22 protein-coding genes and 1 tRNA gene are annotated in these 25285 nt (G+C 72.3%); 15 read left to right on the top strand and 8 right to left on the bottom strand.

All coding sequences use genetic code 11. From position 1 onward, the window contains the following. Positions 1-53: 53 nt before the first annotated feature. Positions 54-881, top strand: coding sequence for a TrmH family RNA methyltransferase (locus M3147_RS06500; protein WP_251202666.1), 828 nt, complete (start codon positions 54-56; stop codon positions 879-881). An 11-nt stretch (positions 882-892) separates the two neighbouring features. After that, positions 893-2251, top strand: a complete 1359-nt coding sequence (locus M3147_RS06495; RefSeq protein WP_251202665.1) for a D-alanyl-D-alanine carboxypeptidase family protein — start codon at positions 893-895, stop codon at positions 2249-2251. 17 nt (positions 2252-2268) lie between these two features. On the opposite strand, the gene M3147_RS06490 is transcribed toward M3147_RS06495, so the two are convergent. Next, positions 2269-3111, bottom strand: coding sequence for an SGNH/GDSL hydrolase family protein (locus M3147_RS06490; protein ID WP_251202664.1), 843 nt, complete (start codon positions 3109-3111; stop codon positions 2269-2271). A gap of 113 nt (positions 3112-3224) precedes the next feature. Here M3147_RS06490 and M3147_RS06485 point away from each other — a divergent pair, with 113 nt between their 5' ends. Beyond that, positions 3225-5030, top strand: coding sequence for a DEAD/DEAH box helicase (locus M3147_RS06485; protein WP_251202663.1), 1806 nt, complete (start codon positions 3225-3227; stop codon positions 5028-5030). A gap of 10 nt (positions 5031-5040) precedes the next feature. Here M3147_RS06485 and M3147_RS06480 read toward each other — a convergent pair whose 3' ends face one another. Further along, positions 5041-6294 (bottom strand): trans-sulfuration enzyme family protein, encoded by a 1254-nt coding sequence (locus tag M3147_RS06480; protein WP_251202662.1) that lies wholly within the window; start codon positions 6292-6294, stop codon positions 5041-5043. A gap of 109 nt (positions 6295-6403) precedes the next feature. On the opposite strand from M3147_RS06480, the gene M3147_RS06475 reads away from it, so the two are divergent. From M3147_RS06475 to M3147_RS06465, 3 genes are all read left to right on the top strand, one after another. After that, the gene (locus M3147_RS06475; protein WP_251202661.1) at positions 6404-6880 is read left to right on the top strand and encodes an Lrp/AsnC family transcriptional regulator; all 477 of its coding nucleotides are present in this window, start codon (positions 6404-6406) and stop codon (positions 6878-6880) included. A 217-nt stretch (positions 6881-7097) separates the two neighbouring features. Then, complete coding sequence (locus tag M3147_RS06470) at positions 7098-8186, top strand: VIT1/CCC1 transporter family protein (protein ID WP_251202660.1); 1089 nt, start codon at positions 7098-7100, stop codon at positions 8184-8186. Positions 8187-8262: 76 nt separating this feature from the next. Beyond that, positions 8263-9009 (top strand): SDR family oxidoreductase, encoded by a 747-nt coding sequence (locus M3147_RS06465; protein WP_251202659.1) that lies wholly within the window; start codon positions 8263-8265, stop codon positions 9007-9009. Between the two features lie 39 nt (positions 9010-9048). Here the strand turns inward: M3147_RS06465 and M3147_RS06460 are convergent, their stop codons facing one another. From M3147_RS06460 to M3147_RS06440, 5 genes are all read right to left on the bottom strand, one after another. Beyond that, positions 9049-9915 carry a DUF3097 domain-containing protein gene (locus M3147_RS06460; protein ID WP_251202658.1) on the bottom strand — a complete coding sequence of 289 codons (867 nt, stop codon included), beginning with the start codon at positions 9913-9915 and terminating at the stop codon, positions 9049-9051. A gap of 98 nt (positions 9916-10013) precedes the next feature. Continuing rightward, positions 10014-13445: an error-prone DNA polymerase gene (locus M3147_RS06455; RefSeq protein ID WP_251202657.1), complete on the bottom strand. Its 3432-nt coding sequence runs from the start codon at positions 13443-13445 to the stop codon at positions 10014-10016. A gap of 58 nt (positions 13446-13503) precedes the next feature. Continuing rightward, positions 13504-15042: a DNA polymerase Y family protein gene (locus M3147_RS06450; RefSeq protein ID WP_251202656.1), complete on the bottom strand. Its 1539-nt coding sequence runs from the start codon at positions 15040-15042 to the stop codon at positions 13504-13506. After that, positions 15039-15740: a hypothetical protein gene (locus M3147_RS06445; protein WP_251202655.1), complete on the bottom strand. Its 702-nt coding sequence runs from the start codon at positions 15738-15740 to the stop codon at positions 15039-15041. Before M3147_RS06445 ends, M3147_RS06450 begins: the two co-directional genes overlap by 4 nt. A gap of 130 nt (positions 15741-15870) precedes the next feature. Further along, positions 15871-15954: transfer RNA gene (locus M3147_RS06440), tRNA-Leu, on the bottom strand. Between the two features lie 201 nt (positions 15955-16155). On the opposite strand from M3147_RS06440, the gene M3147_RS06435 reads away from it, so the two are divergent. Then, complete coding sequence (locus M3147_RS06435) at positions 16156-17481, top strand: M20/M25/M40 family metallo-hydrolase (protein WP_251202654.1); 1326 nt, start codon at positions 16156-16158, stop codon at positions 17479-17481. Between the two features lie 70 nt (positions 17482-17551). Continuing rightward, the gene (locus M3147_RS06430; protein WP_251202653.1) at positions 17552-18370 is read left to right on the top strand and encodes an undecaprenyl-diphosphate phosphatase; all 819 of its coding nucleotides are present in this window, start codon (positions 17552-17554) and stop codon (positions 18368-18370) included. A 2-nt stretch (positions 18371-18372) separates the two neighbouring features. Here M3147_RS06430 and M3147_RS06425 read toward each other — a convergent pair whose 3' ends face one another. Further along, the gene (locus tag M3147_RS06425; protein ID WP_251202652.1) at positions 18373-19287 is read right to left on the bottom strand and encodes a PAC2 family protein; all 915 of its coding nucleotides are present in this window, start codon (positions 19285-19287) and stop codon (positions 18373-18375) included. A 77-nt stretch (positions 19288-19364) separates the two neighbouring features. Here M3147_RS06425 and M3147_RS06420 point away from each other — a divergent pair, with 77 nt between their 5' ends. The 7 genes from M3147_RS06420 (at position 19365) to tatC (ending at position 25280) form a co-directional block, all read left to right on the top strand. After that, positions 19365-20072, top strand: a complete 708-nt coding sequence (locus tag M3147_RS06420; RefSeq protein WP_251202651.1) for an HAD family hydrolase — start codon at positions 19365-19367, stop codon at positions 20070-20072. Further along, entirely contained in the window at positions 20069-21094 is a 1026-nt protein-coding gene (locus M3147_RS06415; protein WP_251202650.1) for a tRNA (adenine-N1)-methyltransferase, read from the top strand. Before M3147_RS06420 ends, M3147_RS06415 begins: the two co-directional genes overlap by 4 nt. 61 nt (positions 21095-21155) lie before the next feature. Continuing rightward, entirely contained in the window at positions 21156-22130 is a 975-nt protein-coding gene (locus M3147_RS19490; RefSeq protein ID WP_251202649.1) for an FKBP-type peptidyl-prolyl cis-trans isomerase, read from the top strand. Between the two features lie 49 nt (positions 22131-22179). Beyond that, complete coding sequence (locus M3147_RS06405; protein ID WP_251202648.1) at positions 22180-23196, top strand: helix-turn-helix transcriptional regulator; 1017 nt, start codon at positions 22180-22182, stop codon at positions 23194-23196. Beyond that, positions 23196-24206 carry a helix-turn-helix transcriptional regulator gene (locus M3147_RS06400; RefSeq protein WP_251202647.1) on the top strand — a complete coding sequence of 337 codons (1011 nt, stop codon included), beginning with the start codon at positions 23196-23198 and terminating at the stop codon, positions 24204-24206. The genes M3147_RS06405 and M3147_RS06400 overlap by 1 nt, the downstream gene beginning before the upstream one ends. Before the next feature lie 39 nt (positions 24207-24245). Then, a complete protein-coding gene (gene tatA, locus M3147_RS06395; RefSeq protein WP_251202646.1) occupies positions 24246-24476 on the top strand; it encodes a twin-arginine translocase TatA/TatE family subunit in 231 nt (76 codons plus the stop codon). Positions 24477-24482: 6 nt separating this feature from the next. Continuing rightward, positions 24483-25280, top strand: coding sequence for a twin-arginine translocase subunit TatC (gene tatC / locus M3147_RS06390; protein ID WP_439954186.1), 798 nt, complete (start codon positions 24483-24485; stop codon positions 25278-25280). Positions 25281-25285: the final 5 nt, after the last annotated feature.

The following is a 25285-nucleotide window of genomic DNA, read 5'->3' as shown; positions in this document are numbered from 1 at the left end:
GCGCTTTTCCAGATTGTTTCCTGGGATGGCAGGCTTGGGGGCCGGGAGGACCATTGCACGTCGAACGAGTGCGCGACGCGGCATCCGACGCCGTCGCCGACTACGCCAACCTCACGGACGTCGCGCTGCGCAGCGCGACCGAACCGGAGCGCGGCATCTACCTGGCCGAGTCCGCCAAGGTGATCGCCCGCGCGCTCGCAGCCGGGCACCGGCCTCGTTCCGTGCTGATGGAGGAGAAGTGGCTGCCCGGACTCGAGCCGCTGCTCGCCGGCTACGACGTCCCGGTGCACCTCGCCGATGCCGCCCAGCTCGAGGAGATCACGGGCTACCGCGTGCACCGCGGCGCCCTCGCCGCATTCGAACGGCCCGCGCTGCCGGCCCCGGCCGATCTGCTCCGCGACGCGCGACGCGTCGTCGTGCTCGAGGACATCGTCGACCACACGAACGTCGGGGCGATCTTCCGCTCCGTCGCCGGCCTCGGCGCGGACGCGGTGCTCGTGAGCCCGCGCTGCGCCGACCCGCTCTACCGCCGCAGCGTGCGGGTGAGCATGGGCACCGTGTTCCAGGTGCCGTGGACCCGCCTTCCGGACTGGGACGACGCTGCCCCGCTCCTGCACGAGCACGGATTCGAGATCGCCGCGCTCGCCCTCGCCGACGACGCCGTCTCCCTGCGCGCGCTCGCGAAGGCGCCGCCGGAACGGCTCGCGCTCGTCTTCGGAGCCGAGGGCGACGGACTCAGCCGGCGCGCTCTGGCCGCGGCCGATCGCATCGTCACCATTCCGATGCTCCACGAGGTGGACTCGCTGAACGTCGCAGCTGCGGCGGCCGTGGTGCTGTACGCGCTGACCGATCTCCAGCCCGAGCACGGTTCCGGCGGCTAGGCTCGCAGTCGATGACGACCCACGCCCCCGGCCGCGAGGCCGAGCCCGACGGCGCGCGCCAGCGCCGCGCCGCCGGCGACTCCGCCGCTGTTCCCGTCGACCCCGCCGACGAGCGTCGCGCCAAGGCGAACGTGTACCGCCGACGCCGGATCATGGTGTTCGGCGCCCTCGCGATCGTGCTCGCGCTGCTCGTCTCGGGCGGCGTGTACGTGGGGCGTGCGCTCGGTGCGGCGATCCCCGCCGCCGCGCCCGTCGTGACCGCGCCGCAGCCCGTGGCCCAGGCGCCGCAACCGCTCGCACTGCCGGGCTTCGGCGGCTACGCCGTCGGCGCGGTGGGCTTCGACGGCCTCCTCGTGGCGGGTTCCGCCGAGGCCTCCCTGCCGACGGCGAGCATCACGAAGATCATCACCGCCCTCGTCGTGCTCGACGAGCACCCCGTCGCGGCGGGGGAGGGCGGCCCCGACCTCGCCTACACGGAGGCCGACGTCGAGCTCTACTGGGACATGATCGCCCAGAACGGTTCGGTCGCCCCGGTCGAACCCGGCATCTCGCTGACCCTCGTGCAGAGCCTCGAGGCGATGCTCCTGCCGTCGGGGAACAACTACGCGATCTCGATCTCGAACTGGGCGTTCGGCTCGCAGGAGGCGTTCCTCGAGCGTGCCAGGACCTGGCTCGCCGACCACGGCTTCCAACACACGGTCATCGCCGACTCCAGCGGGCTCTCGCTGGACAACACGAGCACCCCCGCCGAACTCGTGCGACTCGGTGAGCTCGCGCTCGAGAATCCCGTCGTCGCATCGATCGTCGCCACGCAGGACGTCGAGCTGCCCGCCCTCGGCGAGATCGAGAACTCGAACAAGCTGCTCGGCACGCACGGCGTCGACGGCATCAAGACGGGCACCACCGACGACGCCGCGAACCTGCTCTTCTCCGCCGACGTCCAGGTCGGCGAGGAGTCGGTCACGATCGTCGGCGTGCTGCTCGGCGCGCCGGACCACGCGAGCCTGCGCGAAGCGGTCGCCGCGCTCCTCGACAGCGTCGCGCCCGGCTTCCGCGAGGTGACGGTGTTCGACGAGGGCGCCGAGCTCGCGAGCTACGCCACGCCGTGGGGGCAGACCGCCACCGCCGAGGCGAGCGAGGCCGCCCGACTGGTCGTCTGGAGCGACACCCCGGTCGACGTCGCGGTGGACGCCGCCTCGATCACCACGGCGGACGACGGCGCCGAGGTCGGCAACGCCACCGTGACCGCGGGCGCGCGCACGGTCGTCGTCCCGCTGCGGCTCGACGGTTCGCTCGAGGATCCCGGTCCGTGGTGGCGGCTCGGCAACCCCGGCGGGCTCGACGCGCCCGTGAGCGCCGGCCGCGGCTGAGCCGAGCCGGGCGGGCGTCAGCCGTCGAGGGGACCGCCGGGCACCGCGTACGGACCGGCATCCGGTCGCTTCGCCGTGACGAAGTCGCCCGAGGACTGGTGACGGATGCGTCGCACCACCCACGGCACGAGGTACTCCCGCGCCCAGGCGAGATCGCCGACCCGGGCCTGGCGCCAGCTGCGCGCCGGGAGCGGTTCCGGCGTCGAGGGCAGGAGATCGTTCTCGACGTTCAGGGTCGCGAGCACCATGCGGGCGACCGTGTGGTGCCCAAGCGCGTTCAGGTGCAGCCGGTCGGGCGCCCACATGCGCTGGTCCTGGATCTCGGTGAGCGCCCACTGGTCGGCGACGAGCAGGTCGTGCTTCGCCGCGATCGCGCGCAGGTTCTCGTTGTAGATCGCGACCTTGCCGCGGATGCCGCGGAACACGGGGGAGAAACCGACGTCGACGCCGGTGAACAGCACGATCGTGGCGCGGTCGCGGGAGAGCCGTTCGACGGCGTACTCGAAGCGCGCCGAGATCTCGTCGGGGTCGGTGCCCGGGCGGATGACGTCGTTGCCCCCGGCGGAGATCGTGATGAGGTCGGGGCGGAGCGCGAGCGCGGGCTCGATCTGCTCGTCGATGATCTGCTGGATGAGCCGGCCGCGGATGGCGAGGTTCGCGTAGGCGAAGTCGTCGTCGCCCTGGGCGAGCACCTCGGCGACGCGATCGGCCCAGCCGCGGTGTCCGCCCGGGACGGTCGGCTCCGGGTCGCCGATTCCCTCGGTGAAGGAGTCGCCGAGGGCGACGTAGCGCGACCAGGGGTGGCGCTGCTCGAGGGGCGCGGGCTCCGCGGACTCGTTGGACGTTGCTCCGACTGGCATTCCTCCATTCTGCACAAGCCGTCCGTCGGCGTGTGCCTGGCCGACGGCGCGCCACGCCCGGTCGGCGATCCGGCTTCGCCCGTGTCGGATGCCTCGGGTAGCCTCGTATCCTCATGAGCTCAGTGATTCCGAACGGCGCCCACCCGGGCACTTCGGCCGCCGAGCACCTCTCGCCGTCCTATCCTGAGCGCGCCGCGTGGGGCACCGCCTCCAAGCTCCGCGCTTGGCAGGCCGAAGCCCTCGACCACTACCTCGACGAGCTACCCCGCGACTTCCTCGCGGCGGCGACCCCGGGCGCCGGCAAGACGACCTTCGCGCTCCGGCTCGCCGCCGAGCTGCGCTCCCGCCGCATCGTCGACCGCATCACCGTCGTCGCGCCCACCGACCACCTGAAGCGGCAGTGGGCCGACGCCGCCGACCGCGTCGGCATCCGCCTCGACCCGGGCTTCCGCAACGCGCACGGCCGCTCGGCCCGGCACTACCACGGCGTCGCGGTGACCTATGCGCAGGTCGCGATGCGCCCCGCCCTGCATCGCGAGCTCACCCTGTCCGGCCGCAGCCTCATCATCCTCGACGAGGTGCACCACGGCGGCGACACCCTCTCCTGGGGCGACGCCATCCGTGAGGCCTTCGAGCCCGCGACGAAGCGGCTCTCGCTCACGGGCACCCCGTTCCGCAGCGACACCGCGCCGATCCCGTTCGTCGAGTACGTTCCCGACGCGAAGGGCGTCCGCGTCTCGAAGACCGATTACGCCTACGGCTACGACCGGGCGCTCGCCGACGGCGTCGTCCGGCCGGTCATCTTCATGGTCTATGCGGGTCACATGCGCTGGCGCACGAAGGCCGGCGACGAGATGGAGGCCCGTCTCGGCGAGGACAACACGAAGGACATCACCTCGGCCGCCTGGCGCACCGCGCTCGAGCCCAGCGGCGAGTGGATCCCGGCTGTCCTGAAGGCTGCCGACCGCCGATTGAGCGAGGTGCGCCAGTCGATCCCCGACGCGGGCGGGCTGGTGCTCGCGACCGACCAGACCGTGGCGCGCGCCTATGCGCAGCAGCTCGAGCAGATCTGCGGCGAGCGGGTGACCGTCGTGCTCTCCGACGACAAGGAGGCTTCGGCCAACATCGAGGCGTTCGCCGCCTCGACCAGCCGGTGGATGGTCGCGGTCCGCATGGTGTCCGAGGGGGTCGACGTGCCGCGACTGGCGGTCGGCGTCTACGCGACGAGCTCCTCGACCCCGCTCTTCTTCGCGCAGGCCATCGGCCGGTTCGTGCGGGCGAGGCGCCGCGGCGAGACGGCCTCGGTGTTCCTGCCGAACGTCCCGGTGCTCATGGCGCTCGCGAGCGAACTCGAGCGCCAGCGCGATCACGCACTCGATCGACGCGACGGCGACGGGGGCGACGACCCCGGCCTCGAAGACGGCCTGCTCGAGGCCGCGAACCGTGAGGAGAAGGCGTCCGACGAGCTCGCGGCCGAGTTCACCTGGCAAGCGATCGCCTCCGACGCGACCTTCGACCGCGTCGTCTACGACGGCACCGAGTTCGGCACGCTGGCCGAACCCGGGAGCGACGAGGAGTTCGACTTCATCGGCATCCCGGGCCTGCTCGAACCCGAGCAGGTGTCCGAGCTCCTGCGGCACCGGCAGGCCAGGCAGGCGCGTCGGGCCGGCGACCGCCGGAAGCAGACGGTCGCTGACGAGCAGCACGCCGAGCCCGTGGCGCTCTACCGCACCTTGAAGGAGCAACGAGCGTTGCTCAACAGCCTCGTGGGGCTCTGGGCGCGGCAGACCGGCGAGCCGCACTCGCAGGTGCACTCCGAACTGCGGCGCATCTGCGGCGGGCCCGCCGTGGCGCAGGCGACCGTGACGCAGTTGCAGGCGCGCATCGAGTTCCTGCGGAAGCGGCTCGGCGCGCGCTGACGCCCGCGGCTCAGTCTGCGGCTCGGTCGGCGGCTGTTGCGAGCTCGACCGCTTCGAGGGCTTCGACGCGATCGTCGCCCTCGGCCAGTGTCGCCGCGTCGAGCGCCTGCAGGAGATCGTCGGCGAGGTCGTCGACGTGCTCGAGCCCGATCGAGAGACGGACCACCCCCGCGGCCGGCTTCGCCTCGCCGGCAACCGGCCGATGCGTGAGCGAGGCCGGATGCTGCACGAGCGAGTCGACACCGCCGAGCGACACGGCGTGCGTGACGAGCTCGCACGCTTCGACGAAACGCTGCGCCGCGTCGTAGCCACCCCTGAGGTCGAGCGCGATGATCGAGCCCGCCCCGGCCTGCTGTCGGCCGATGAGCCCCTGAGGATCCTGGCCGGCGAGCCCCGGATAGTGCACGCGGGCGACGGCGGGGTGCGCCGCGAGACGCTGCGCGAGCTCGCCCGCGCTGGCCTGCTGCGCCCGCACCCGCACCGGCAGGGTGCGGAGCCCGCGATGAAGGAGATAGGCGGCGAACGGGTGCAGCAGTCCGCCCGTGAGCGCACGCACCTGCCGGAGCCGTTCGACCCAGCTGCGGTCGCCTGCCACGATGCCGCCCATGACGTCGCCGTGCCCGCCGAGGTACTTCGTGGCGCTGTGCAGCACGAGGCCGGCGCCATGTTCCAGCGGACGCTGCAGCACCGGCGTCGCGAACGTGTTGTCCACGAGGAGCGGCACCTCGCCGGCTGCCCGGGCGAGGGCGGCGAGATCGACCAGCTCGAGGGTCGGGTTCGCCGGCGACTCGACGATGACGAGCCCGGTATCGGCGCGGATCGCGTCGGCGACGCCCTCGGCGGCCGCCCAGCTCACCTCGGTGCCGAGCAGACCGGTGTCGAGCACGTGATCGGTGCCGCCGTAGAGCGGCCGGACCGCCACGACATGAGGACGACCGGCACTCGCACTCGCGATGAGCAGCGCCGAGAGCGCAGCCATGCCGCTCGCGAACGCCACGGCGCCCTCGGCGCCCTCGAGATCGGCGAGGGCGGTCTCGAAGCGCGCCACCCCGGGCTGCCAGAGCCGCTGGTACACGGCGGATCGGTCGTCGCCGAGATCCTGCCCGCCCGCCAGCTCCTCGTAGGAGCGCCCGCCGAGCTCGACCGAGGGCAGCGGATTCGTCGTGGACAGGTCGATGGGAGGAACATGGGAGCCGAGCTCGCGCACTCCGCCCATACCGGCGTGGACGGCGCGCGTCTCGAAGTGTGACGTTGGGGTCTGCATCCCGCCAATGAAGCAGGATCTGCAGATTTCGGCAAGATAGATCGAAGATTCCCGCGTACTGATACAGTTTCTCGCAGATTCATCGATCCAGTTCCTGAAGGAGAGTGCGATGGCGCAGAAAGCCGAACTCGATCGGGTCGATCGGGCCCTCATCGCCGCACTGTCGTCGAACGCGCGCGCGTCCGGCGCCGCGCTGGCCGCGGAGGTCGGCGTCGCCGAGTCCACCGTGTCGCTCCGGCTCCGCCGCCTGCAGAGCCTCGGCATCATCCGCAGCTTCCGGGTCGACGTCGACCTCGCCGCCGTCGGCGTCTCCCTGCAGGCGCTCATCGCCGTCCGCCTCGTGAAGCACGACCGCAGCGAGATCGACGCCTTCCGGCAGACCGTGCCGCACCTGCCCGGCGTCCTCGCCGTCTTCCACATGGCCGGGGCGGAGGACTACCTGCTGCACGTCGCCGCCCGCGACGCCGAGGAGCTGCGGGAGTTCGTCCTCGCGCATCTCACGGGACACCCTGCGGTCGCCCACACCGAGACGAACCTCATCTTCGAGTACGCCGCAGGCGACGGCTGGCAGCACCTGGTCGGCTGACGCAGGGCACGGGCGGGGCCGTGCCGCCGCGCCCCGAAGCTTCGGCGCCAGGAAGCTTCGGTGACCCGAAGGACGTTCGGGAATCCGAAATGCTGCGAATCCCGCCGTTTCGGACCGATTCGACCGGCCGCACCGGTAGCTTGACGGAGGCCGCGAGCGCGGCCCACGCGATGGCGCGGGCCGACGCGTTCGACGCGCGCCCACGAGAAGGAGCAGCATGAGCACGCCGCAGGGCACCGCAGCAGATCGAGCCAGGTGGCGCCGCTACCTCGCCGACGAGCGTGCCGAGGCCGCCGTCTACCGCGAGCTCGCCGCCCGCCGAACGGGAGAGGAGCGGGAGATCCTGCTCGCCTTGGCCGCCGCGGAGGGCCGGCACGAGGCGCACTGGCTTCGCCTGCTCGGGGGCGACGAACGGAGCGTGCCGCGTGCCGACATCCGCACCCGCCTGCTCGGCGCACTCGCCCGCCGCTTCGGCTCGATCTTCGTGCTCGCGCTCGCGCAGCGTGCAGAGGCCCGCTCACCGTACGCGAGCGATCCCGACGCGACCGCGGCGATGGCCGCCGACGAACGGATCCACGGCGAGGTCGTCCGCGGGCTCGCCTCACGCGGCCGGCGCCGCCTCGCGGGCACCTTCCGCGCGGCCGTGTTCGGGGCGAACGACGGACTCGTCTCCAACCTCGCACTCGTGCTCGGCATCGGCGCCACCGGAGTCCCGGCTCCCGTCGTGCTCTTCACCGGCATCGCCGGGCTGCTCGCCGGCGCACTCTCGATGGGGGCGGGCGAGTACGTCTCGGTCCGCTCGCAACGGGAACTGCTGGAGGCATCCGCTCCCGACCCCAGCGCCCGCGAAGCGCTGCCCGACCTCGACATCGACGCGAACGAGCTCGCCCTCGTGTACCGGGCCCGCGGCATGGAACCCGATGAGGCCGAGGAGCACGCCGCCCTCGTCGTGGCGCGCGTGCACGCCGTCGAGCAGCACCCGGCCCCGACCGACGCGCTCGGCGTCGCCGAGCATGACGATGAAGCCATCGGCACCGGACTCTCGGCCGCGCTGTCGAGCTTCTGCTTCTTCGCCTCCGGAGCGCTCATCCCGGTGCTGCCGTACCTCTTCGGCATGAGCGGGCTGCCCGCGGTGCTGCTCGCCACCGCGCTGGTCGGCATCGCGCTGCTCGCGACTGGGGCGACCGTCGGTCTGCTGTCGGGTGCGTCGCCCATGAAGCGAGCGCTGCGCCAACTCGCGATCGGCCTGGGCGCCGCAGCGGTCACGTACGTGCTCGGCCTCGCCTTCGGCACCACGATCGGCTAGCGTGGCGACTCGTGCCGCCGCCCGGGCGTCACGAGACCACCCAGCCGCGCAGCGCCCGCGCGGAGAAGGAGGCCGCATGCCCGTCGCTCTCGTCACCGGAGCCGGCCGCCGCAACGGCATCGCCCACGCCATCGCGGTCGCCCTCGCCGAAGCCGGGTGGGATCTGGCCGTGACGAGCTCGGCCGAGCGCGATCGGGAGATGCCATACGGGGGCGATCCCGACCGCGACCCGGCGGTGCTCGAGCGCGAGCTCCTCGCCCACGGCGCCCGTACCGTCCGCATCGACGCCGACCTCGCCGACCCGGACGCGCCGGGGGAGCTCATCGCCGCGGTCGACGCGGAGCTCGGTCCCGTCTCGGCGCTCGTGCTGTCGCACGCCTACAGCGTCGACTCCGGACTGCTCGACACCTCGATCGAGAGCTTCGACCGGCACTTCGCGGTGAACACGCGTGCCGCCTGGCTGCTGATCCGGGCCTTCGCCGCGCAGATCCCGGCCGGCGGTGGCAGCGTCGTCGCCCTCACGAGCGATCACACGGTCGGGAATCTGCCATATGGGGCGAGCAAGGGCGCGCTCGACCGCATCGTGATCGCCGCGGCGCGCGAGCTCGGCAGCCTCGGCATCCGCTGCAACCTCGTGAACCCCGGCCCCGTCGACACCGGCTGGATGGACGACGAGACGCGGACCGCGCTCACCGCCGCCCAACCCAGCGGCCGCCTCGGCACGCCGGACGATGCGGCGCGGCTCGTGCGCTTCCTGGCGTCCGACGAGGGCCGCTGGGTCACCGGGCAGCTGATCCACAGCGACGGCGGCTTCTCGGTCTGACGCGATGGCGTCGCTGACCCCCGCTCGGGCCGGCGGCGTTCAGGGCGTGGTCACGAAGTCGATCAGCTCCTCCACCCGGCCGAGGAGCGCCGGCTCCAGGTCGCCGTAGCCGCGCACCCGGCCGAGGATGTGCTGCCAAGCCCTCGCGATGTCGGCCTGCTCGGCGTGCGGCCAGCCGAACGCGGCGCAGATGCCGTGCTTCCACTCGGTACCGCGGGGAATGACCGGCCACGCCTCGACGCCGAGCCGCTGCGGCTTCACCGCCTGCCAGATATCGATGTAGGGATGGCCCACGACGAGCACGTGCGCGCCGTGCGGCCCGCGGGCGACCGCGTCGGCGATCCGCTGCTCCTTGGAGCCGGGCACGAGGTGGTCGACGAGCACGCCGACCTTGCGCTTCGGGCCGGGCCGGAAGTCGGCGAGCGTCTCGGCGAGCACGTCGACGCCCTCGAGGTACTCCACGACGACGCCCTCGACCCGGAGGTCGGCACCCCAGATCTTCTCCACGAGCTCGGCGTCGTGGCGCCCCTCGACGAAGATCCGGCTCGGCAGCGCCACCTTCGCGGGCGCGGAGTCGGCGACGAACGAGCCCGACGCGGTGCGCAGCCGCCCCGCAGGAGCCTTCGGTTTCGGCGCGACGAGCCTGACCGCGCGGCCGTCGATCAGGAAGCCGTGCCCGAGCGGGAACAGCCGGCGCCCGCCGAAGCGGTCTTCGAGCACCACGTTGCCCTGCTCGACGCCGAGGATCGCGCCGCAGAATCCGGACTCCGCAAGCTCGACGACGAGCTCTCGTTCGGCGGCGACCTCGGGGATCGTCGTGCGCCCCCTGGCCTTCCAATCGCCGGCGAGCACGTCGCTGCCGTAGCGGTCGTGGGGGTCGTGGTCGAAGGGCGGGGTGGCGGGCACCGATCGAGGCTAACCGACCCGACGCGGCTGCGGGCGCAGACACGGCGGCGGCGCCCGCAGCTCGCACCGGGCGTGCTGCCGCACCCGGATCGCAGCGCTCAGCGGAAGTCCCGCGAGCGGTGCGGCGCCGAGACGGTGAGTCGCTCGAACCGGTCGACCACGAGGTTCGTCACCCCCTCCGGCGAGCGCTCCAGGATGCCTCGGACCACCATCGCCGGCGCCTCTCTCGCGACCCGGCGGTACCGGTTCCAGACGCCCACCCCGGCGATCACGTTCAGGGTGCCGGACTCGTCTTCCAGGTTCAGGAAGGTGATGCCCGAGGCGGTCGCCGGACGCTGCCGGTGGGTGACGACCCCGCCGACCTCGACGCGCCGCCCGGACTCGACGGCCTGCAGGCGGTCGATGCGCACCGCACCCCGGGCATCGAGCTCCTCGCGGGCGTGCCGGATCGGGTGGTCGTCGGGCGAGATGCCGGTCGCCCAGAGGTCGTACACCACCTGCTCGGCCTCGCTCAGGATGGGCAGCAGCGGCGGCTGCACGACGACGACCGATCCGGGCAGGAACTCCGCCCGGTCCTGGGCGGCCTCACCGGCGAGCCAGAGCGCCTCGCGCGGCGCCAGCCCCAGCGACTCGAAGGCGCCGGCTGCGGCGAGGGCCTCGAGCTGCTCGGTATCGAGCCCCGCCCGACGCGCCACGTCGGGCATGTCGCGGTAGGGCCCGCCCGATTCCCGTTCGGCGACGATGCGCTCGGCCACCGCCGTGCCGATCGAGGCGACGTCGGCGAGGCCCAGGCGCACCGCGAAGCCGCCGTCGCGGCGGTGCTCGGACGAACGATCCGGGGCCGTCCGATCGAAGCCGCCGATCTCGGGCTGCTCCGCGTCGAGGCATCCTTCGAGACCGCTCGGCGGCCGCGCCGGATCGCCGAGCGGGCCGGGGGTGTCGGCCCGGTCGAGCGGCTCGAGTCCCGCGTGCACCTCGGAACGGAGGATGTCGGGCCGGAGCATGCGCACTCCGTGCCGCCTGGCGTCGGCGGTGAGCGTGTGCGGTGAGTAGAAGCCCATCGGCTGCGCCCGCAGCAGCGCCGCGAGGAACGCCGCCGGATAGTGCAGCTTCAGCCAGGAACTCACGTAGACGAGCAGCGCGAACGCCAGGGCATGGCTCTCGGCGAAGCCGAAGTTCGCGAAGGCCTCGATCTTGTTGTAGATCGCGTCGGCGTCGCCCGCGGACAGCCCGTTGCGGGCCATCCCCGCGTAGAGCTTCTCCTTCAGCTCCGAGATCTTCTGCACGCCCCGCTTCGACCCCATCGCCCGGCGCAGCAGGTCGGCGTCGGCCGCCGTGCAGTCGCCGACGGCGACGGCCATCTGCATGAGCTGCTCCTGGAAGAGCGGCACCCCGAGGGTGCGCTTCAGCACCGGCTCGAGCTTCGGGTGCAGGTAGCTCACCTCCTCTTCTCCGGTGCGCCGACGGATGTAGGGGTGCACCGCGCCGCCCTGCACCGGGCCGGGCCGGATCAGCGCGATCTCGACGACGAGGTCGTAGAAGCAGCGAGGCTTCAGCCGGGGGAGGGTGCCCATCTGCGCCCGGCTCTCCACCTGGAACACGCCGACCGAGTCGGCGCGGCAGAGCATGTCGTAGACGGCCGGCTCCTCCTTCGGGATGGAGTGCAGCTCCCAGTGCTCGCCGGTGCGGGCCTCGATCAGGTCGAAGGCGTACTGCAGGGCGGCGAGCATGCCGAGCCCGAGCAGGTCGAACTTCACGAGCCCCATCCAGGCGCAGTCGTCCTTGTCCCATTGCAGCACCGTTCGCCCCGGCATACGGGCGTGCTCGATCGGGCAGACCTCGCCGACGGGCCGGTCGGTGAGCACCATGCCCCCGGAGTGGATGCCGAGATGCCTCGGGAAGGTGAGCAGCTGTTCGGCGAGCTCCACCACGGGGCCGGGGATGTCGTGGTCGTCGGTCTCGACGACGGCGCCCCAGCGCTCCACCTGCCGCGACCAGGCGTCCTGCTGGCCGGTGCTGTAGCCGAGCGCCTTCGCCATGTCGCGCACGGCCACCTTCGGCCGGTAACTGATCACGTTCGCGACCTGGGCGGCGTTCTGCCGGCCGTACTTCGCATACACGTACTGGATGATCTCCTCGCGCCGGTCGGAGTCGAAGTCCACGTCGATGTCGGGCTCCTCGTCGCGCAGCGCGGAGAGGAAGCGCTCGAACGGCAGATCGAACTTGATCGAGTCCACGGCGGTGATCCGCAGCGCGTAGCAGACGGCCGAGTTCGCGGCGGAGCCGCGGCCCTGGCAGAGGATGCCTCGGCGGCGCGCCTCGGCGACGAGATCGTGCACGATCAGGAAGTAGCCGGGGAAGTCCTTCTGCTCGATGACCGCGAGTTCGTGATCGAGCCGTCGCCGCACGTGCTCCGGCACGCCGGGGTAGAGCTCCTCCGCCCCCTGCCGGACGAGCTCGCGCAGCCAGCTCATCGGGGTGTGCCCCTCCGGCACCTCCTGCCTCGGCAGCCGGGGTCGGGCACTGCGAAGCGTGAAACCGAGCTCCTCGGCGAGCACGACGGAGCGTTCGACCGCCCCCGGGTAGCGGGCGAAGCGGGCGAGCATCTCGGCACCGCTGCGCAGGTGCTGCTCGTTCGAGGCCGGCAGCCAGCCGTCGAGCTCGTCGAGGCTGCGCCTGGCCCGTACCGCGGACAGGGCGTTCGCGAGGCGGTGCTCGGCGGGCGTCGCGTAGTGCACGGCGTTGGTGGCGAGGAGGGGCACCCCGGCCCGGTCGGCGAGCGCGGCGAGCTGGTCGTTCGCGCGCTGGTCGCCGGGGTGGCCGTGGTCGAAGAGCTCGACCACCACCTGCCCCCGCCCGAACAGCGCGATCAGCCGGTCGAGCTCGCGTCGGGCTCCGGCTTCGCCCTCGACGGTGAGCGCCCGGCGAACCGCGCCCTTGCGGCATCCGGTCGGCACGACCCAGTCGCCCCCCGCCTGCTCGGCCAGCCGTTCGAGCTCGTAGACGGGACGCCCCTTCTCGCCACCGGCGAGCTGGGCTGCGGTGATCGCCGCGGCGAGCCGGTGGTACCCGGCTTCGCCCCGAGCGAGCACGAGCAGGTGCTCGCCTTCCGGGTCGGCGGCACCGAGCTGCGGCGCGGAGAGCCCCAGTGAGAGCTCGGCCCCGTAGACGGTGCGGAGCTCGGGGAAGCTCTCGGCGGCCTCGGCGAAGCGGACGATGCCGTAGAAGCCGTCGTGATCGGTGATCGCGAGTCCCGAGAGCCCGAGGCGCCTGGCCTCCTCGACGAGCTGCTCGGGCTGGGAGGCCCCGTCGAGGAAGCTGTAATTGGAGTGCACGTGCAGCTCGGCGTAGGGCACGACCGGACCGCTCGGGGCGGCGAGTCCCTCGCTCGGTCGGTACGGGGCCCGTTTGCGGCTGAAGGCCGGGCCGTCGCCGCCGTCGGCGATGAGCTTCGAGGGCGTCGGCCTGCGCCGGTCGGACAGTTTGCGCTCGAGTTCCGACCATGGGATCTCCGGGTTGTTCCAGCCCATCAGCGCGAGCCCATCAGCGCCAGCTCATCAGTCGTCGGCCCCATCAGTCGTCGGCCCATCAGTCGTACCTCGCCTCGGCCCACCAGCCCTCGGCGTCGCGGAGCAGCAGCCAGGCGCAGCCGTCGTGGTCGACGAGCTGGAAGCGGTGCACCCGCCTCGCCCGCTCCGGGTCCCACCAGCGTTCGACGACGGGCCAGGGGCCGGCCCAGGCGCGTACCTCGGCGGGCTGCTGCCCGGCGAGGGCGAAGCCGACCGGCGGCGAAGCGATCGCCCCGCGCTCGTCGATCGTGACGGAGCCGCCCGCAGCATCGCGGAGGAGCACCGCCACCGGCTCGTCGAAGACGCTCGCGGGCGCTCGGGCGGGCAAGGTGCCCGGCCACGGCCCGGGCCGGACCGCCGGGGCACGGTCCCCCCAGGGCACGAGCACCTGCCGGTCGCCGAGGAGCCGCCCACCCCCGACGGTCGCGGTGGCGACCCCTTCATGCCCGAGGAGTCCCTGCACCCTCGTGAGGGCGTGGTGGACCCGTTCGTCGGGGCCACCGCCCCAGAGGCCGGGCTCGTGATCTCCGGTCGAGTCGAGCCGTTCGGGGACGATGCGCACCCGCGTCACCGCCGCGGCGAGCCCGGCCTCGGCGCTGCCCGCCCCCTGCAGCTGCCAGCGGACCCGGTCGAGCACTTCCGGAGCGGTGAACCAACGCGGGTGCAGCCAGCTCCGTCCGGACTGACCGCCGCGCTCGTCCTCCAGCTCGACCCGGAGCGCCGTGCACACGAGACGGGACTCGCGGATGCGGTCGATGAAGCGTTCAGCCGGCACCCGGAACGCGAAGGCGAGCTGGTCGATCCGGTCGATCGGCGGTTCGAAGCGCTGCTCCACCTCGAACTCCGGGGGAGGCGTGCGAGCCGCGACCTCGGACTGCTCCCGTCCGGCGGCCCGTTCGTGCGCGAACGCTCCGGCCGGGCCGAAGCGACGGCGCACATCATCGGCCGGCAGCGCCGCGAGCTCGCCGAGTGTGCGCACGCCGAGGCGCAGGAGCAGCGTACGGGTGCGCTGATCGACGACGAGGGAGACGGGCAGCGGCGCGAGGAACTCGGCCGAGCCGCCCTCGGGGACGACACCGACGGGGGAGCGCAGCGCAGTGCGGGCCGCCTGCTCGGCCGCGAACGGCCCGTCGGCGATGCCGATCTTCGCCCCGGGCACCCCGAGCGCGGCGACAGTGTCGAGCAGGGCACCCGCCGCCTGCGCCTCGCCACCGTAGTAGCGGACCGGGCCGCGCGCCCGCATCGCGAGCGTGCCGGGCCGCACGAGCTGCACGGCGGGCACCGCCTGCTCCACCCCGCGCACCACGGGCTCGAAGGCGCGATGGTCGAGCACCGGGTCGTAGGGGAGCACGAGGAGCTCCGGGGAGCGGTACTGCGCCTCGCGCAGCCGGAGCCCCCTGGCGACTCCGTCGCGGCGGGCCGCGGCCGAGCAGGAGTGCACGGCGCCGCCTTCGACGAGCGCGATCGGCCGCGCCGGGTCGATCCCCGCCTCACGGCCCGCCGCAAGGACCGGCCAGTCTGGGCACCAGAGCACGATGGTGCGGGTGTGCCGGATCATCCCACCCGCCGTTCTCCGCCGAGCCGGCGGACCTCGGCCAGCGGCTGGACCTCGGCGAAGCCCCGAGCCTCCTCTGTGAGCCGGAGCCGCGCCCGTCGCCCGCTCGCGAAGCCGCCCCGCCCGGAGGCGCGTACGGACAGCTCGTGGTCGGCGAGCAGGCCGTGCCCGCGCTCGAGCCCGCTCCAGCTGCTCCCCTCGACGCCGAGGCTCGCCTCGCTGCCGGGCCAACCGCCAGCCACGAGCAGTGCCGAGCCGCGCTCGCGGAGCCTGGCCGCGAGCCTGGACGCCTCGGCGGGCTGCACCCGGCCGCCGGGGCGGACCGCGACGAGCGGGATGGCCTCGGCGAGCGTCGCGACGACGGTGAACCAGTGCCGGCCCGGCCGGGGCACGAGCGCGAGCCGGTCGAGATCGAGCCCGAAGCGCTCGGCCGCCTCCACCCCGAACTCGGGGATGCCGACGACCGCGCACCAGCGCCCGGCGTCACTCGCCTCGGCGAGCAGGGCCATCAGGAGCGAGCCCGAGCCGTGGACCTCCGTGACGGTGCCCTCGCGCAACGCGCCACCGGGGAGGAGCCCCGCGAGCGCCGGATGCGTCGGCAGCGCCCGCCCCTCGAGCTTCGTCGCCTGCATCCCCTGGATGCGGCTCTGCAGCTCGGCGACCCGCTCGAGGCGGGTGCGTTGGGGAAGGGTCGAGGTCACCCGTCCAGTTTCGAACAGAGATTCGAAAACGGCAAGTCCACCATCGAACAGGTATTCGACTCTCCGGATGGAGTTCGAACCCGGAAAACGCGAAAGGGCCGGATCTTTCGATCCGGCCCTTTCGACCACGTGCGCGAGGGGGGACTTGAACCCCCACGCCCTAACGGGCACTAGCACCTCAAGCTAGCGCGTCTGCCATTTCCGCCACCCGCGCGTGGTTTCCCGCTGATCACTCAGCGGGCCGTAGAAGACATTAGCACGGTTTCAGAGAGCCGTTCGACCACCGCGGGCGGCCGCGGCATCCACCCCTCCGAAAGCGCAGATCACGCTGCTGAAAATCGCTTTCCGAGACCGGAAAGCCGCAGAAACGGGGGAGTGCGGGGGAGAACGAGGCGGGCACGATAGCGTGGAGCGCATGGCCGAGGCAGCGACGACCCCCGCGATCACCGACGAACTCGACGAGACGGCGAGCATCGCGCAGGAGCTGATCCGCTTCGACACCACGAACTACGGTGAGGGCCGCGCGAACGGCGAGCGTGAGGCCGCCGAGTACGTCGAGGCGAAGCTCGCCGCCCTCGGGCTCGCCCCGCAGCTCTTCGAGTCCGCCCCGCGTCGGGCGAGCGTCGTCGCCCGCGTCCCGGGCCGCAACCCCGACAAGCCGGCGCTCGTACTGCACGGCCACCTCGACGTGGTCCCCGCCGACCCGCGCAACTGGAGCGTCGACCCCTTCGCGGGTGAGGTGCGCGACGGCATGCTCTGGGGCCGCGGCGCGGTGGACATGAAGGACATGGACGCCATGATGCTGACGGCGCTCGGCGACATCCTGCGCAGCGGCCGCCAGCCGGAACGCGAGCTCGTCGTCGCGTTCTTCGCCGACGAGGAGGCGGGCGGCGACTACGGCGCGCACTGGATGGTCGAGCATCACCCCGAGCTGTTCGCCGGCGCCACCGAGGCGATCAGCGAGGTCGGCGGCTACTCCATCACCGTCGGCGGCACTCGGGCCTACCTGCTGCAGACGGGGGAGAAGTCCCTGCTCTGGGTACGCCTCGTCGCCACGGGCACCGCCGCGCACGGCTCCCGGCTCATCCACGACAACGCCGTCACGAAGCTCGCCGAGGCGGTGGCACGGATCGGCCGCACCGAGTGGCCGCTGCGGCTCACCGGCACCACCACGGAGCTCCTGGCGGCCATCGCGGGGGTCCTCGGCGTCGACCCGCAGCAGCTCTCGCCCGACGAGCTCGCCCTCGCCACCGGCTCAGCTTCCGGGTTCATCACCGCGACGCTCCGCACGACGACCAACCCGACGCTGCTCGAGGCCGGGTACAAGCACAACGTCATCCCCGACCGGGCGGAGGCGCTCGTCGACATCCGCACCCTGCCGGGCGAGGAGGACGAGGTGCTCGCCGCGATCCGCGAGCTCGCCGGCGACGAGGTCGAGGTCGAGATCGTGCACCGCGACGTCGGCCTCGAGGCCTCCACGACCGGCCCGCTCGTCGACGCCGTCGCCGGGGCGATCGGCCGGCACGACCCCGGCGCCCCGGTCTTCCCGTACCTCCTCTCGGGCGGCACCGACAACAAGGCGCTCTCCCGGCTCGGCATCGCCGGCTACGGCTTCGCCCCCCTGCGGCTCCCGGAGGGCATCGATTTCCCGGCGATGTTCCACGGCGTCGACGAGCGCGTGCCGCTCGACGCGCTCTCCTTCGGGCACCGCGTGCTTCGCGACCTGCTGCTCGAATACTGAGCCCTCCCACGGAGGGGGCTTACGATCGTCTCCGTCGCCGCACGCCATCGACCGAACGGACACACGACACGTGATCGAAGCCCTCATCCTCGGGTTCGTCCAGGGACTCACCGAGTTCCTTCCCATCTCTTCGAGCGCGCACCTGCGCATCCTCGGCGAACTCCTGCCGGGAGCGCAGGACCCGGGGGCGGCGTTCACCGCCATCACCCAGATCGGCACCGAAGCGGCGGTCGTCGTGTTCTTCTGGCGCGACATCGTGCGGATCATCTCGCACTGGTTCGGCTCGTTCACCGGCCGAGTGCCGAGGAACGACCCCGACGCCCGGATGGGCTGGCTGATCATCGTCGGCTCGATCCCGATCGTGGCCCTCGGCGTCCTGTTCCAGGACGAGATCGAGACGACCTTCCGCTCGCTCTGGATCGTCGCGACGATGCTCGTCGTCTTCGGCGTCATCCTCGGCCTCGCCGACTGGGCCGGTCGGAAGACCCGCACCCTGAAGCAGCTGAACGTGCCGCACGGCATCCTGTTTGGCCTCGCCCAGGCCCTCGCGCTCATCCCGGGCGTCTCACGCTCGGGCGGCACGATCTCGATGGGCCTCTTCCTCGGGTACGAGCGTGCCGCCGCCGCGCGCTACGCGTTCCTGCTGGCGATCCCCGCGGTCTTCGGCTCGGGCTTCTACCAGCTCTTCAAGAGCTTCGGCGAGCCGAGCGTCTACGGGCTGGTCGAGACGGGCGCGGCGACGCTCGTCGCCTTCGTGGTGGGGCTGCTCGTGATCGCGTTCTTCATGAACTACATCTCGAAGCGCAGCTTCCTGCCCTTCGTGATCTACCGGATCCTGCTCGGCGGACTGCTCTTCGTGCTGCTGGGCACGGGCGTGCTGAGCGCCTGAGCTCAGCTCTCCCGGGGCCGCCAGGGCTCGTCGCCGGCGGGACCGTCGCCGCGCCGGCGCAGATAGCGCTCGAACTCCTTCGCGATGGCCTCGCCGCTCGCCTCGGGCGCGTCGACCGCGTCGCGCGCCTCCTCGAGCTGGGCGATGTAGGCGGCCATCTCGTCGTCCTCCGCCGCGAGCGCGTCGACCCCGGCCTCCCAGGCCTTCGACTCGATCTCGAGCGTGCCGCGGGGGATCGAGAGGCCCGTCAGCTCCTCGAGCTTGCCGAGGAGGGCCAGCACGGCCTTCGGAGAGGGAGCGTTGTGCACGTAGTGCGGCACCGAGGCCCACAGCGAGACGGTCGGGATGCCGGCGCGCTCGGCCTGGTCGGCGATGACACTGAGGATGCCGACCGGGCCCTCGTAGCTCGAGCGCTCGACGCCGAGCGAGGAGCGCACCTCGGCATTCTCGCTCGAGGCGAAGACCGCGAGCGGGCGGGTGTGCGGGGCGTCGGCGAGCATGGCGCCGAGGAGCACGATGCCCTCGATGTCCGCGGCCAGCGCGGCGTCGATGAGTTCGGCGGTGAAGGCCTTCCAGCTGCGAGCCGGCTCCGCGCCGAGCAGCACGTGCAGCGCCTCGACACCGGGTCCGGAGAGCTGCTCCTCCGAGTCGTCGTCCGGCTCGGGCTCGCCGCCCGGGCCGAGGATCGCGGCGCCGGGCCATTCGATGCGACGCACGCCATCGTCGCCGGCGACGATCGACGGGCGCGAGAACTGGAAATCGAAGTACAGCTCGGGGTCGACCGCGGCGATCTCGACGAGCCCCAGTCGGCGCACGAGCAGCTTCGCCGCACCCGTCGCCGCCTCGCCCGCGTCGTTCCACCCCTCGAAGGCCACGACGAGGAGTCGTCCGCCGTCGAATCCGACCGGATGGTCCACTGGCGTCGCCCCGCTTCCTGCGCCCGGACGGTCCGGGTTCGGTTCCACAATAGGCCGTGCCCGTAGACTTGCCCGTTGTGACCACTCGCCTTCCCGCCGCCGTCCTCTGGGACATGGACGGCACGCTCGTCGACACCGAACCGTATTGGATCCGCGCCGAGGCGGAGCTCGTCCGCTCGTTCGGCGGCGTCTGGACCGAGGAGGACGGACTGCAGCTCGTCGGGTCCGGCCTCTGGGACTCGGCGGCCGTCTTCCAGCGGGCGGGGGTTGAGCTCTCCGCCGACGAGATCGTGCAGCACCTGACTGCGCGCGTGCGCGAGCAGATCGTCGCCCACGGCGCGCCCTGGCGCCCCGGGGCGCGCGAGCTCCTGCGCGAGATCCGCGAGGCGGGCGTGCCGACCGGCCTCGTCACGATGTCCCTGCGCTCGATGGCCGAGGACATCGTCGCCGCGACCGGCTTCGAGGCGTTCGACGTGCTCGTCGCCGGCGACATGGTCGACCACCCGAAGCCGCACCCGGAGCCCTACCTCCGCGCCGCCGAGCAGCTCGGCGTCGACATCGCCGCCTGCATCGCGCTCGAGGATTCCCCGCCCGGGGTCGCCTCCGCGGCGGCCTCCGGGGCCTTCGCCCTCGGCATCCCGCACATCGCCTCGCTCGACGACAGCGACGCCCACCTGCTGTGGCCGACGCTCGAGGGACGCACGAGCACCCAGCTGTTCGAGGCCGCGAGCACCCACCTGACCGCTCGGCGCCGCGCCGACGAGCCCGAGGAGGCCAACGCGTGAACGAGAGCCGCGGCGAGCGGAGCGGCCCCTTCCGGGTCGGCGACCGCGTCCAGCTCACCGGCCCGAAGGGGCGGATGCACACCATCACCCTGGAGCCCGGCAAGCTCTTCCACTCCCACAAGGGCGGCATCGCGCACGACGCCGTCATCGGGCTGCCCGACGGCTCGGTCGTCGCGAACGAGGTGGGCGTCGAGTACCTGGCGCTCCGACCGCTGCTCAGCGACTTCGTGATGTCGATGCCGCGCGGCGCGGCGATCGTCTACCCGAAGGACGCCGCCCAGATCCTCGCCCAGGCCGACGTGTTCCCCGGCGCGACCGTCGTCGAGGCGGGAGTCGGGTCGGGCGCCCTCTCGCTGTGGCTGCTGCGGGCGATCGGACCGGCGGGCCGGCTGCACTCGTTCGAGCGGCGCGACGAGTTCGCCGAGGTGGCCCGCGGCAACGTCGCCACGTTCCACGGCCGCGACCCGGAGAACTGGTCGATCACCCTCGGCGACCTCGCCGAGGCGCTGCCGGAGACCGTCGCCGACGGCTCCGTCGACCGCGTGGTGCTCGACATGCTCGCGCCGTGGGAGTGCATCGGCGCGGTCTCGCGGGCACTGAAGCCCGGCGGCGTCGTGCTCTGCTACGTCGCCACGGTCACCCAGCTCTCCCGCGTGGCCGAGGCGATCCGAGCGACCGGGGAGTACACCGACCCGGCCGCGAACGAGACGATGGTGCGCGGATGGCACGTGCAGGGGCTCGCCGTGCGCCCCGACCACCGGATGATCGCCCACACCGGCTTCCTGATCACCGCGCGACGGCTGGCGCCGGACACCGTGCTCCCCGAGCTCAAGCGGCGCCCGTCGAAGACCGAGTTCAGCGACGAGGACGTCGAGGCCTGGACCCCGGGTGCGCTCGGCGAGCGGACCGTCAGCGACAAGGCCCTTCGCAAGCGCGTCCGCGCTGCCGACACGGCGGCCGGGCACGCCAGAGCGCCCATCGAGGAGCCGCCCGTCGACGAGGCCCCCGGCGATGCCGGGTAGGCTTTCAACGCTCACCGCCTCGCCGGCGGAATCCGTGACCGTCTCCCAGAATCGAGGATCCGTGCGCTCGTCTCTCGCGCTCATCGCCGCCGTCGGCGTCGCCGTCGCCCTCTCAGCCTGCTCGACCGGCCCTGCGCCGGAGGCCGCTCCCGGGGCCTCCACCGAGGCGGTCACGGTGACGGGCGATTTCGGCACGGAGCCCAAAGTGGAGTTCCCCACCCCGCTAACCCCGACGAAGACCCAGTGCGAGGTGCTGAGTGACGGCACCGGCGACCGCATCGCCGACGGCCAGCTCGTGGAGGTGGCCTACGTCGTGTACGACGGCGGGACGGGCAAGCGCATCGGCGGCGGCGGCTTCGGCGACGCGGGCGGCCAGTTCCTGGCGCGCGGCGGGGCGGATTCGATCCCGGCCTTCGACAAGGGCCTGAGCTGCGCGCGCGAGGGCTCGCGGGTGATGTTCGTCGCCGCGGACTACGACGCGAGCGGCACGGGGGAGCCCGCACCCGACGCCGACCCCAAGAACGGCGTCGTGTTCGTGCTCGATGTGCTCCGCGCCTTCCCGACGAAGGCCGAGGGCGCCCCGCAGCTCACGCGCGACGGCTTCCCCGCGGTCGTGCTCGCGCCCGACGGGCGACCGGGCATCACCGTGCCGAAGGCCGACCCGCCCGCCGACGCGGAGAAGACCACCGCAGTCGAGGTGCTGAAGGGCGGCAACGGCCCGGTCGTGAAGGACGGCGATACCGTCGTCGTGCAGTTCACCGCCGTGAACTGGGACGACAACCAGGTCATCGAGCAGCTGTCCACGTGGGGTCAGGGCACACCCGCCCGCGTCGGCGCGACGAGCGATGCGAACACCGCGATGCAGATGGGCCTGCCGGTCGGCATGACCACGGCGCTCATCGGCCAGCAGGTCGGCTCCCAGCTCGGGCTGATCATCCCGGCGAGCGAGGCCTACGGCGAGCAGGGGGCCGGCAACGGCGTCATCGCTCCGAACGCCACCCTCTTCTTCGTCGTCGACATCCTGGGCGTCCTCTGATTCGCGCGCGGCGGCGACCGGCCTCGGCCGGTTCAGTATGATCGCTGCTGTGGCGGAGAAGTCTCGGGGAACGCCCCGCATCCAGGTCGAGGACCGCCTCTTCAGCCTCGTGCTCGCGCTGCTCGCGACCGAGACCGGGCTGCTGAAGTCGGAGATCCTGTCGACCGTGCGCGGCTACGCCGAGCGCTACGACCCCGCCGGTGCGAACGCGAGCCTCGAGCGGCAGTTCGAGCGCGACAAGGACGAGGTGCGCGAGCTCGGCATCCCGCTCGAGACGATCGAGTCGCCCGACCGCCCGGGCGACAACCAGTCGCTGCGGTACCGCATCCCGAAGGGACGCTACGACCTGCCCGACGAGGTCACCTTCACCCCCGATGAGCTCGCCCTGCTCGGCCTCGCCGCCGAGGTGTGGCGCGAGGCCTCGCTGTCGTCCGACTCGCAGCGGGCGCTCACGAAGCTCCGCGCCCTCGGCATCGAGCCGCGGGAGCCCGTGATCGGCTACGCCCCGCGTCTCCGGGTGCGCGATGCCGCCTTCGAGCCGCTGCGCCAGGCGCTCGACCGGCGGCAGGCCGTGTCGTTCCGGTACTTCAAGCCCGGCGAGCCTGCGCCGCGACTTCGCCGTGTCGAGCCCTACGCCGTCGTGCTGCACGAGGGCCGCTGGCATCTGCACGGTCGCGACCGCGACGCCGACGGCCTGCGCACCTACCTCCTCTCGCGCATCGTCGGCCCGGTGCAGGTGCTGTCCGGCGTGACCTTCGACGCACCACCGGCCGACGTGCAGGACCGCATCCTCGGCGAGCTCGAGGCCCTCCGGCTGCAGAACTCCGCCGACCTGGCGGTCGCCGCCGGCAGCGACGCGGAGGTCCGTCTCGGCAAGCGCGCCGTGCTCCGTGACGACGACCGGGGCGTGATCGCCCTGCACTACACCGACGCCGCCGTCTTCGCGGACGAGCTCGCCGCGTACGGCCCCGAGGTGCGCGTGATCGCGCCGGCCGAGCTCCGCGATGCGGTGACGGCCCGGCTCGCGATCGTCGCCGCCGCCCACGACGAGGAGGAGGTCCGCTGATGGTCGCACGCAAGCCGCTGCGCGCCTCCGACAAGCTCGTGTTCCTGCTCGCCTTCGTGCCGTACCTGCTCGAGCGCCGGGTGGTCGATGTCTCCGAGGCGGCCGAGTACTTCGGGCTCAGCGAGGGCGAGATCCGCGACGCCGTCCGGCTGATCGCCACCTCGGGCCTTCCTGGCGAGACCGGCACCTATCAGCCGAACGACCTGTTCGACATCGACTGGGACTCCTTCGAGGACGACGACGTCATCGTCATCGTGCATCACGTGGCGATCGACGACGCCCCGCGGCTGTCGGCCCGTGAGGCGAGCGCGCTCATCGCCGGACTGCAGTACCTCTCGGCCTCACCCGAGAACGCCGGCAGCGCCCGCCTCGCCGCGCTGCTCGAGAAGCTCCGGCTCGGCACCACCGGCGCCCCGACCCAACTCGCCGTCGCCGAGACGGAGGCGGATGCCTCGCTCGCGCGCATCCGGGAGGCCGTCACCGCCGGGCGCCAGCTCGAGTTCGACTACCGCAACGCGCTGGGGGAGCGCGCCAGGCGCCGCGTCGACCCGCTCCGCATCGCGTCGCTCGGGGCCGACTGGTACCTCCAGGCGTACGACCACGGCCGTGAGGACATGCGGAACTTCCGGGTCGACCGCATGACCGAACTGCTCGTGAGCGAACGTCCGATCGCCGACCACAGCGGGCGCGAGGTGCCTGACACGCTCTTCCACGGCTCCGACAGCGACCTCGACGTCGTGGTCGACGTCGCGGAGGAGACGCTGCCGCTGCTCGCGGACTACCTGGCCGACTCCCACAGCGAGCCGGCGGGCGACCGGCTGCGGGTGACCTTGCGGGTGGCGCACTATCACGGGCTCAAGCGGCTGATCGCGGGGCTGCCGGGGCTCGTCACGGTCGTCGCGCCGGCTGAGGCTCGTGCCGCGGTCGCCGAATGGGCCCGCGCGGGGCTCGCGGGCTACGAGTCGCCGGACGTCCCGACTGGCGGCTCGGGCAAAGGTCCGACCGGCTAGACTGTTCACCACGAGTTTCCGAACATTGGACGAGCACCCATGTTTCAAGGTTTCACCGGTTGGCACGCGCTGATCATCCTTGTGGTCATCCTGCTGCTGTTCGGCGCGCCCAAGCTGCCCGCCCTCGCTCGCAGCCTCGGCCAGTCGATGAAGATCCTGAAGAGCGAGGTCCGTTCCGACCAGTCCGGCGACGACGCCGCAGACGGAACGGCGAAGTCGACCGAGGAGCAGCCCAAGGCCGGCAGCACGGACTCCGGCAAGAACGCCTGACCTCCCGTGACCGCGGTGAGAGAGCGCGGTGAGAAGAACCGCGAGAAGCGGATGTCGCTCGGCGCGCATCTGATCGAGCTGCGCAAACGGCTCTTCATCTCCGCCATCGCCATCGTCGTCGGCGCCGTCGGAGGATGGGTCCTCACCGACCTCTTCGTCTGGGACGCCATCCAGGAGCCGGTGCACCGCGTCGCCGAGGCGACGGGCAAGCAGGCCGAGATCGTCTTCCCGACGATCGGCAGCGCCTTCGATCTGCGCCTGCAGATCGCCTTCACCATCGGCATCGTCCTCTCCAGCCCGGTGTGGCTCTACCAGATCTTCGCGTTCCTGGTGCCCGGGCTGAACACGCGGGAGCGCAAGTTCACGCTCGCGTTCTTCGCCTCGGCCATCCCGCTCTTCCTGCTCGGCTGCGCCGCCGGCTGGTTCGTGCTGCCGAACATCGTGAAGGTGATGACGAGCTTCGTGCCCGACACCTCGCCGGCCTGGCTCACCGCGAAGGAGTACGTCGACTTCGTCTTGAAGCTCGTGCTCGCGATCGGGGTCGCCTTCGTCGTCCCGGTGTTCATCGTGCTGCTGAACTACGCGGGCATCTTCAGCGCGGCCGCGATCCTGAAGGCGTGGCGCGTGGCGATCCTCGTCATCATCCTCTTCACGGCGATCGCGACGCCGTCGGCCGACGTCGTGTCGATGTTCCTCCTCGCGATCCCGATGATCCTGCTCTACTTCGTCGCGTGGTTCCTCGCGTTCCTGCACGATCGCCGTGTCGCGAAGCGGAATGCCGCCGAGTTCGGAGCGGCTGTCTAGGCTGG

It is taken from the genome of Agromyces mediolanus (assembly GCF_023715325.1).
GTDB lineage: Bacteria > Actinomycetota > Actinomycetes > Actinomycetales > Microbacteriaceae > Agromyces > Agromyces mediolanus_A.
This window is presented reverse-complemented; position numbering and strand designations above follow the sequence as displayed.